The following is a 7,612-nucleotide window of genomic DNA, read 5'->3' as shown; positions in this document are numbered from 1 at the left end:
ACCACGATGTGGTTGAACAGAGCTTTGCCGTTTAGGCCCTCCGGCAAATTATTCTCTTTCTGTATCATGAGAGGCTGCTATCAATGAAAGCGCAATTTACTTGGATTCCACAACTAAAGAAGGAATGAAAAATAGCAGCTCTATTTATCATAACAACTGTTATAGGTGAAAACTCCCCCAGCGCCTCCTGGAGGGGGCAGGCGTTATGGTACTTTCACAGGAGTGCCTGTTTAGTGGAATGTCCCCGTATATTAAGTAATATACTAGATGTATGACAGGAACGGAAGAATCAAAAATAAAAAAGATACTGCTGGTGGATGATGATCCTACTGTCGCTTTTTTAGCGCAGAGACTACTTAAAAAAGCGGCGGCAGAAGCAGATGTTCAGCTAGCGAAGAATGGCCGGGAAGCCCTTGATATACTCAGGGAAGTATATCCGAGAGAGCAATGTCACATGTTAATTCTGCTGGACGTCAACATGCCGGTCATGGACGGCTTTGAGTTTCTGGAGGAGTTCCAGGAGTCTGCTAACCTGAGCACTGCCGCCATCAGCATCGTTTTACTCAGCTCCTCCGCGCACCACCTGGATATGGCAAAGGCAAGGAACTACCCGGCCGTTGGTTATATCCAAAAGCCCCTAACCCTGGAGAAGCTATCAGAATTTTTGTGACACGCACGCCACCAGCTCTGTTTTAACGGTAAGGGCTGTCCTATTAAACATAACCTTGTTTATAGCCTATAAGCAAGGTTATGCTCACCAAAGCCTCATGAATTCTGCTGCAGCCATGCCTCGTAATCACTCCCGGAAAGGTGCCGCCGCATGTACTCCTTCAGCCCCTGTCCGTTTTGCTCGGCCACAAACCGGCGGAAGTCCAGTCGCCTTTGGAGGCTTTAAAGCCTTGCCTCCTGAAGTAGTTTTGCATGGGCCCATTCAGGCTCTCCAGCCAGTCGTCGAAATGGTGGGGCTGTGGCGCCGCCTCTGCCTGCTTGAAGTGGCTGGCGGCAGCCTGGGTGATGCGTAGGAGCTGGTTCTTTTTCATTTCCAAAGCTATGATTACAAAAGCACCTAAAGGCTTCCCAGGACCTTCAGCTGCTTCTCAAAGTCGCTGTGCAGCATCAGCATGGCCGACAAGCCAGCTGTCCGGGATAGCCTGAAGCGCAGGACCAGGTCCGGGTCCTGCACGCTCTGGTAGTAAAAGGAGCGCTGGCCGATGTGGGGCAGCTCCGTGGCGGCCACGCTCCGGAAGTTGCGTCTGAAGTAGTCTGCCGACATGGCCTTAGCCTCCCCGTTGTGCTGGTACCGGATGTCCTCCCCCTCCAGGAAAGGCAGCACGTGCTCATTGAACTTCTCCATATGCCTAAATTTATCAACCATCGCAAGACCAACCTGTTGGCCTCGCCCGAGAGAAAGACATCTTCATACCCGGAAAACAACCTCAGGGTTACACGCCGCCCCGGCAGGTAAGAAGAGCGGCTCTCCCTGTAGCTGTACTTCCCTGAGGCAATCATCCACAGAGTGTGGAGCCAGGCCCACAGTCACCCCATTGCTTCCACACTTCCCGTCTTTTCACTGCTTTCTTCTAAAGCGTTGAGTGCCTTACTGCAAGGGGGGGTAGCTGCTTTGGCACGGTTCTGCTACTGCATGAGGCAGAACCTAAAGAACAAGACGATGAAAAAAGTAACTTTTCTGGCAGCAGCCATCGCATTAGTGGGAATGTCCTCCTTTGAGGCAAACGCGCAAACCACAACCTCGCAGGAGCAGGCTCCGGCTGCACAGCAGGGCCAGGAAGAGCAAAAGGAGAAAGTAACACTAGAGTAACTACCGGCGCCAGTTCAGGCAGCGCTGAAGAGCGACACCTACAAAGACTGGACAATAGGGGACATCTATGCCGTAAAGCCTGCCGCAGGGGCCACTGCAGGTGTTCTGGTGTATGAGGTAATGATGGCCAACGCGCAGGGCCAGACAGGTGTTGTCAGAATGGACGAGAAAGGCGGCGATGCCTCCAAAAAATAGTGAACGAACAGGTAAAACTGTTGAAAAGGGCCTCTGCGTTGCGGGGGCTTTCTACTTGCCTCTCCTGGCTTCACGCACAAGGAAACAAAGGGGAATAGAAGGTGGGTTGCCTTCGCTCAGCAAATGAAGGCGGATAAGCTTACGAATAAATGCGTAATCTTAGAGGCTATGGCAACTTCCATTTCTTACTTTCCATATAACAGCAGGCTTATGAAGAAGGCTCCTCATCTAGAGGAGCCTTCTTGTTTTATGAAGGATAATGCAGTTATTTTAGCGCGCCCTGCTTTTTTCCAGCTGCTCCAGCTGCAGGAGCAGCCTCATGGTGTGGCAGGCACTGGAACTGCCGGTGTCATACCCTTGCACATCAAACTCTCTTTTTCCCTGTGGGGAAATCCTGTTGTACAGCACCTTGAGGTAAAGAATGTAGCGGTTTATCTGGCCGTTGAGGAACCTGTAGAACTCGGGATTCTCGGTGGCCTGGTCCAGGAAAGCCACCTTCTGGGCTTCCGCATCCCTGATTTCACCATGGATGGCCTGTTTGGCCTGCTGCCTGGTGAGCGCCTCCTCCTGCAGCCTGTCGAAAAACCTATCTAAATCAAAATGCATCTTAAATGCCCCCTCTCTGTGTAACTACTTAAAACCGTGCAAATACCTGCTATACGGTGCGGTAAGTGCTTGGTTTTATGGGGGACAGCAGAAATCCGCTTTCTCAGACTGCCAGGAAGGTTTGCTTCAGCCTGGCTATCCCGCCGGCGTCCACCACCTCGCCCTCACCCATCAGCAGGTTGAGCTCCGCCATCAGCAGCGGGTCTGCCAAAAACATCCTGTCCTGGTAGAGGCCGCCAAGGAAGAAGCGGCAATAGAGACGGTCTGTGCTGACCAGCGTCAGCACAAGCATGTCGCAGTGGGTAAGCCTGTTTAAAAACTCAGTTAATTCACTCATGCCTGGCTGCTTTGTGTTAGGGGGACACAAACTTAACTGTTTTGAAAACAATAAATTATGCAAGCCTACTATTTATTTCTCCTGCCGCTGAAGGAAGCGGATAAAGGCCGGGTGGAAGGTGACAGGTTCCTGTGGTATTGCCTGTTTGACAGTTGCTGCTTTTCTTGAATCAGCAGGCATCCGCTGCCCTCAGCTCCACCGTAAACACCGCTCCCTGCCCTTCCCCGGGGCTGTGGGCGGTAATGGAGCCGCCCTGCTTGTGGAGCATCTTGCGGCACAGGTACAGCCCTAATCCTATCGTGCCCTCGCCCCCGGTTCCCCTCTTGCGGAAAGGGGTGAACCGCTGGAACAGGGCTTCGGCCTGCTCTGGCCTGAACCCCAGCCCCTGGTCCCTGACAAAGACCTTGATGCTCCCGTTTCCCTCCTCGCTCCAGAGGCTGATTTCGCCCCCGGGCCTCGAGAACTTGATGGCGTTGAATAGCACATTGCTGAAGACTTCCGCAATCAAATCAGGCTCTGCGCAGGCGTAAATTCCCTCCGGTACCCGGCTTTGTACCACCAGCTGTTTCCGGGCAAGTGTGGCGTCGTGCTGCCGCAGCACCTCGCTTAGCACAGAAGACAGCTGCACCCGCTGGAGGTCGTAGAGCTGCACGCCCGTGCTCTCGTGCCTCCACAGGCCTGTCACCGCCTCAATCAGCGCCAGCTGTTTTTCGGCGGAGTGCTCCACGCTCCTGTACAGCTGCTCTGTTATCGCAGGGTCTGTTTCCCCCTTTGTCAGCTGCATTGCCTGCTGGATGTTGATGTTGGGGCTCCGCAGGTCGTGTGTCAGCATGGCCAGCAAGTCCCTTTTCTCCTCCAGCAGGCTGCTCACCTCCGTGATGGTGTGCTGGACGTCATGCATGAGCACGCCCACCTCGTCCTTATAGTGGGTCGGCAGAGTGGGGAGTTTCTGCATGGTCAGGTACTCATGCAGCGCCGACTTCACCAGGCGTATGGGCGAGATGAGCCGATGCAGAACATAGAGGGTAACTCCTGTGGCGGCCAGTGTCAGCAGCAGGGTGATGCCAATGACGGTGCCCGGCTCCAGCACGGCAGCGGGCCCCAGCACGATAAACAGGATGAGGCCGATGAGCGGGACATGGATGCCCAGGAAGGAGACAAAGAGGAACTTGTAGGAGTACTTGTTGAGGAGCGGAAGACCGGACAGAAACTTGTAGTACTTCATGGTGTGCTTTGCAGCTGGGGTTAAATGACAGTTCGCTTTTCTTCTCCAGGCTCAGGTGCAGGTTCGAATCCACTAACCAGGCAGTACTAAGCGCCAAGGCTGGGCAGGGGAATGGAATGATGCCGGCTGCACCTTGCTACTGGAGAGACAAATCAAATATAAGGCAATTCCCCCGACTTTACCTGCCGCACGGGCAAAGGTTGATTCAATGCTAGTGCGTTCGGGAGGCGGGTGAAGGGGACGCGGGCCTAGCAGCCTACCTGGGGATGATAAGGTAATGCTCCTCCTGGCTAACCAGCTCGTTTCCGTGCCTTACCGCCTCCACGTCCAGCGTCAGGTTGTAGTGCAGATGACGGATGACGTAAGAACTCACGCTGAGCTCATAGAGGTAGGCGCACAGCTCCTGGAGCCTCTGCAGGTAGTCCTCGTCTTTGCCGGGCTCTGGCAGGCTAATGCCCAGAAATGCTTCAATGGCTGCCAGCTGCGGGAAAGCAGCCTTGTGCCTGGCTGCGGTAGCCTGTAGTTTGGCTACGATGGCATCATACTTTGCCTTTATGCCATCGTCGGCATAAGCATGCACTTCATTGGGTGCCATAGGGAATGAACTTTTGAAAGTCAGTGGGTGAACGTGCCTCTCCTGTTGCAGCGGCTAAGGCAGCTATATGCAGCAAATGCGATAATAAGCACAAAAACCGCTGCAGAAGCGTTCCAGGAGAGCAGGATTAATGGTAGGCGTTATACTGCCTGTGGTAAAGCGCCTTCATAAAGCAGTGAGAGGAGCGCACGTATGGCTTCTAGCCATCAGCTGATTTAAAAAGAAGAAGCCAGGCAGCGCATTAGCACTACCTGACTTCCATCACATACTCAAATAAAAATCTATTTCGGCACTGTGATGTAGTCTTTGCTCTGGTTAAAAAACACGCTGTTGTTTTTAGCCGACTTCACGTCAGCGCACAGGTTGTGGTGCAGGTGACGCACGATATAGAAGACGGCGCCCAGCTCATTCAGAAAAGCACACAGTCCCTCGAGCTTTTGCCCGTAGTCTTCCTCCCCGTCAGCTTCTGCCAGCGTGGCGTCCAGGTACGTGCTGATGAGGGTGAGCTGCGGGAAAGCTTCCTTGTTCCGGGCGATGGCGGAGCGGAGCTTGGCCACGATGATATCATACTTAATTTTTAAGTCTTTGTTCTCAAGGGCGCACATCTTATTGGTATAATAATGTTGCGAAAAACCAAAGGGAGCAGATGAAACAAATGGATGTCTCCTCCCTGCCTCTATATTATATGTATCTTTGTTCATATAACTAGTTCATCACGTTATATGACCTGCATATGCGCCTATCACATGCTTTTTCTTTCATATGATAGGCGATTTATGTGACCGCAATGCGGTTAACACCGGAGCTGCAGGGGCTGTAAAAAGGGAACAGGTAGGGTTGGTGCTAGATGGCAATGAACTGCTGCAGGTGTATATAAAAAAGAAAGCCACCTCCTTAAGAGATGGCTTTTCATGAGGGACATGAAATTCTCTTCAAAACCGTTCAGGAACAGATTTGAAAGCCGATATACGGGAAAGCCCTGTGAGTGGTTTGGCCATGGGTAAACAAAAAAGGCCACCCTTTACGGAGTGGTTTTTCCTGCAGTCCATAGAAACCTTTTAGTTAGTCCGCGGAAACCACCTCCAGGGGGCTTAGCCAGCTGCTCTACCCGATGGCCCTGTCGGCGGCCACGCAAAGGATGGCGGTCGCGTAGGCAGAGAGAGACAAGTAAAGCACATGCGCGGTTGGTGGCGTTGGCTCAGCCAGGAAAAGAACTGCTGCGCTTAGCGAGAGCAAAAAGAGCGCGAACAGGTGCAGCTCCACTGCGGCTTTCACTGCTTTGTTCCTTCTCCAATGTTTTTCTTGCAAATTCAATAACATGTCTACTCCTGTTCTTTCTTCTTTCCCTTGGGTGAGCTTTTTATGGTGTTGACGGCTGCTGAAAGAAACAGCAGGCAGAAAAGCCCCGGTGCATAGGGCGTTTTTGGAGGAAACACTTCTGTACGAGTCAGTCCATCCGGGGTTCAAAGGTAGCAGCATCTTTGTAAAGACGAAACCCATAATGCAGTAAACAACACAAATGGCTTCTATGAACCTTCACGAGTTCAACTACCATGCACGGCAGGAAAGGGCGGAGCTTGTCTGGGAATACGGCCGTTTCCTCTGCATCCGCTATAAGGGGGGCTGCAGCATCGTGCTCTACCACATGGGGGAGTTCTTTGCCGAGGTGTGGTACTCGCCCACGCAAAACCGCATCAAGCTCGTGCGCGGGTTCAGCAGCCAGGCAAACCTGGAGCCTTACCTGAAGATGATAAATTTAAAGACATTGATGGGGTAGGAACAGTAAAGCCACCCGCTATGCAAAGGGGTGGCTTTACCGCTCATTAGAATTTAAAGCATCCTGGCTGTATTTATTACGCAAGCACTTTCCAAAGGTTAACCCGTACATACGCTGATAACCAACCTAGTGCCTGCGTATGACCCTCTCCCAGTTTCTCTGCAAACCCCTGGCCGACAGAACCAGGCTGGTGCTGGTCCATGGCAACATGCTGGCCGTGCGGCTTAATAAGCCATGCTGCATTTTCCTTTACCGCATGCGCGGGTTCTTTGCCGAAGTGTGGTATTCAAAGGCAGACAGCGGTGTGGTGAAGGTTAGAGGGTTTAATGGTACAAGCTCTCTGTAGCCGTACCTGGAGCAGATTGACATATCGGAGCTGGTGTAGGTGAGGTGCCGCTTTGGCGTATACTGCCCTCTTGCCAACGAAACGGTGATACTGTTCCTGTTCAGAGCCCGTCCTATGCTATCTGTCCGGCTCAGGAGCCCGTTGCAACCTTCTCCATAGTCATGTGCTGAGGCAGGTGCGTGGGGGCATTCTCCACATTACCCCCTGAGACAATGCGCATAACTGGGGCATCGGGTTTTTGTACCCAGCCGTAGCCTCTGTCAGGCTCCTCTGCATGACTCAGAAACATAACAAGGGCACTGCACAGGGTGCATACCAGTAAGATGAGGCCAGTTAAAGTCAGAGCTATCGCCATATTTGTCAGGGTAATTTTATTGTAAAATCAATATATATTTTTCTACGAATATATTCATTTATAAGTTGCACCCTGGTGCCGGTCGTGCAGGGGCGGAAGGAAGTGAGGCCGGCGTCTCTGGAGTCAATGCTACTTAACAAAAGAAGAGGGAGCGTCTGCTTCCCTCTTCTTTTGTAACAGTGAATACTGATAAAGCAAGTGTTGATGCACCTACAACTTTAACAGGCTATTTGCAATCGTAAGTGAAAGTGGTTGTTTCTAACTCACCATCATCTTCTTCCTCAGTGACCTCAGTCGGGAAGCCTTCGCCATTGTATTTGTAGGTGTAGGCCGTCATGTATGTCTCATATGGCTGAG

At 52.1% G+C, this 7,612-nt stretch carries 13 protein-coding genes; 4 read left to right on the top strand and 9 right to left on the bottom strand.

Annotated elements, in window-relative coordinates; all coding sequences use genetic code 11:
* Positions 1–271 precede the first annotated feature (271 nt).
* On the top strand, positions 272–670 hold the full coding sequence (locus ACFS7Z_RS26705) for a response regulator (RefSeq protein WP_377492358.1): 399 nt from the start codon (positions 272–274) through the stop codon (positions 668–670).
* Positions 671–830: 160 nt separating this feature from the next.
* Here ACFS7Z_RS26705 and ACFS7Z_RS26700 read toward each other — a convergent pair whose 3' ends face one another.
* Both ACFS7Z_RS26700 and ACFS7Z_RS26695 read right to left on the bottom strand, forming a co-directional pair.
* Entirely contained in the window at positions 831–1,040 is a 210-nt protein-coding gene (locus ACFS7Z_RS26700) for a hypothetical protein (protein ID WP_377492354.1), read from the bottom strand.
* Between the two features lie 26 nt (positions 1,041–1,066).
* Positions 1,067–1,354 carry a hypothetical protein gene (locus ACFS7Z_RS26695; protein ID WP_377492351.1) on the bottom strand — a complete coding sequence of 96 codons (288 nt, stop codon included), beginning with the start codon at positions 1,352–1,354 and terminating at the stop codon, positions 1,067–1,069.
* A gap of 315 nt (positions 1,355–1,669) precedes the next feature.
* Here ACFS7Z_RS26695 and ACFS7Z_RS26690 point away from each other — a divergent pair, with 315 nt between their 5' ends.
* Positions 1,670–1,819, top strand: a complete 150-nt coding sequence (locus ACFS7Z_RS26690) for a hypothetical protein (RefSeq protein ID WP_377492348.1) — start codon at positions 1,670–1,672, stop codon at positions 1,817–1,819.
* A 465-nt stretch (positions 1,820–2,284) separates the two neighbouring features.
* Here the strand turns inward: ACFS7Z_RS26690 and ACFS7Z_RS26685 are convergent, their stop codons facing one another.
* The 6 genes from ACFS7Z_RS26685 to ACFS7Z_RS26660 all read right to left on the bottom strand — a co-directional run bounded on the left by ACFS7Z_RS26685 (position 2,285) and on the right by ACFS7Z_RS26660 (position 6,097).
* Entirely contained in the window at positions 2,285–2,620 is a 336-nt protein-coding gene (locus ACFS7Z_RS26685) for a hypothetical protein (RefSeq protein ID WP_377492345.1), read from the bottom strand.
* Between the two features lie 103 nt (positions 2,621–2,723).
* Entirely contained in the window at positions 2,724–2,957 is a 234-nt protein-coding gene (locus tag ACFS7Z_RS26680; RefSeq protein WP_377492342.1) for a hypothetical protein, read from the bottom strand.
* Between the two features lie 169 nt (positions 2,958–3,126).
* Positions 3,127–4,182 carry a sensor histidine kinase gene (locus ACFS7Z_RS26675; RefSeq protein ID WP_377492340.1) on the bottom strand — a complete coding sequence of 352 codons (1,056 nt, stop codon included), beginning with the start codon at positions 4,180–4,182 and terminating at the stop codon, positions 3,127–3,129.
* Between the two features lie 256 nt (positions 4,183–4,438).
* A complete protein-coding gene (locus ACFS7Z_RS26670; protein WP_377492337.1) occupies positions 4,439–4,777 on the bottom strand; it encodes a hypothetical protein in 339 nt (112 codons plus the stop codon).
* A 281-nt stretch (positions 4,778–5,058) separates the two neighbouring features.
* Complete coding sequence (locus tag ACFS7Z_RS26665) at positions 5,059–5,478, bottom strand: hypothetical protein (protein ID WP_377492334.1); 420 nt, start codon at positions 5,476–5,478, stop codon at positions 5,059–5,061.
* Positions 5,479–5,881: 403 nt separating this feature from the next.
* Positions 5,882–6,097: a hypothetical protein gene (locus tag ACFS7Z_RS26660; protein WP_377492331.1), complete on the bottom strand. Its 216-nt coding sequence runs from the start codon at positions 6,095–6,097 to the stop codon at positions 5,882–5,884.
* Positions 6,098–6,296: 199 nt separating this feature from the next.
* Here ACFS7Z_RS26660 and ACFS7Z_RS26655 point away from each other — a divergent pair, with 199 nt between their 5' ends.
* A complete protein-coding gene (locus tag ACFS7Z_RS26655) occupies positions 6,297–6,554 on the top strand; it encodes a hypothetical protein (RefSeq protein ID WP_377492328.1) in 258 nt (85 codons plus the stop codon).
* Positions 6,555–6,693: 139 nt separating this feature from the next.
* Positions 6,694–6,900: a hypothetical protein gene (locus tag ACFS7Z_RS26650; RefSeq protein WP_377492325.1), complete on the top strand. Its 207-nt coding sequence runs from the start codon at positions 6,694–6,696 to the stop codon at positions 6,898–6,900.
* Positions 6,901–7,030: 130 nt separating this feature from the next.
* Here the strand turns inward: ACFS7Z_RS26650 and ACFS7Z_RS26645 are convergent, their stop codons facing one another.
* Positions 7,031–7,255: a hypothetical protein gene (locus tag ACFS7Z_RS26645; protein WP_377492322.1), complete on the bottom strand. Its 225-nt coding sequence runs from the start codon at positions 7,253–7,255 to the stop codon at positions 7,031–7,033.
* Between the last annotated feature and the right edge of the window lie 357 nt (positions 7,256–7,612).

The sequence above is a fragment of the Pontibacter toksunensis genome, assembly GCF_042686245.1.
Classification (GTDB): Bacteria; Bacteroidota; Bacteroidia; order Cytophagales; family Hymenobacteraceae; genus Pontibacter; species Pontibacter toksunensis.
The sequence above is the reverse complement of the archived record's forward strand: the minus strand, read 5'-3'. Positions and strand labels throughout refer to the sequence as shown.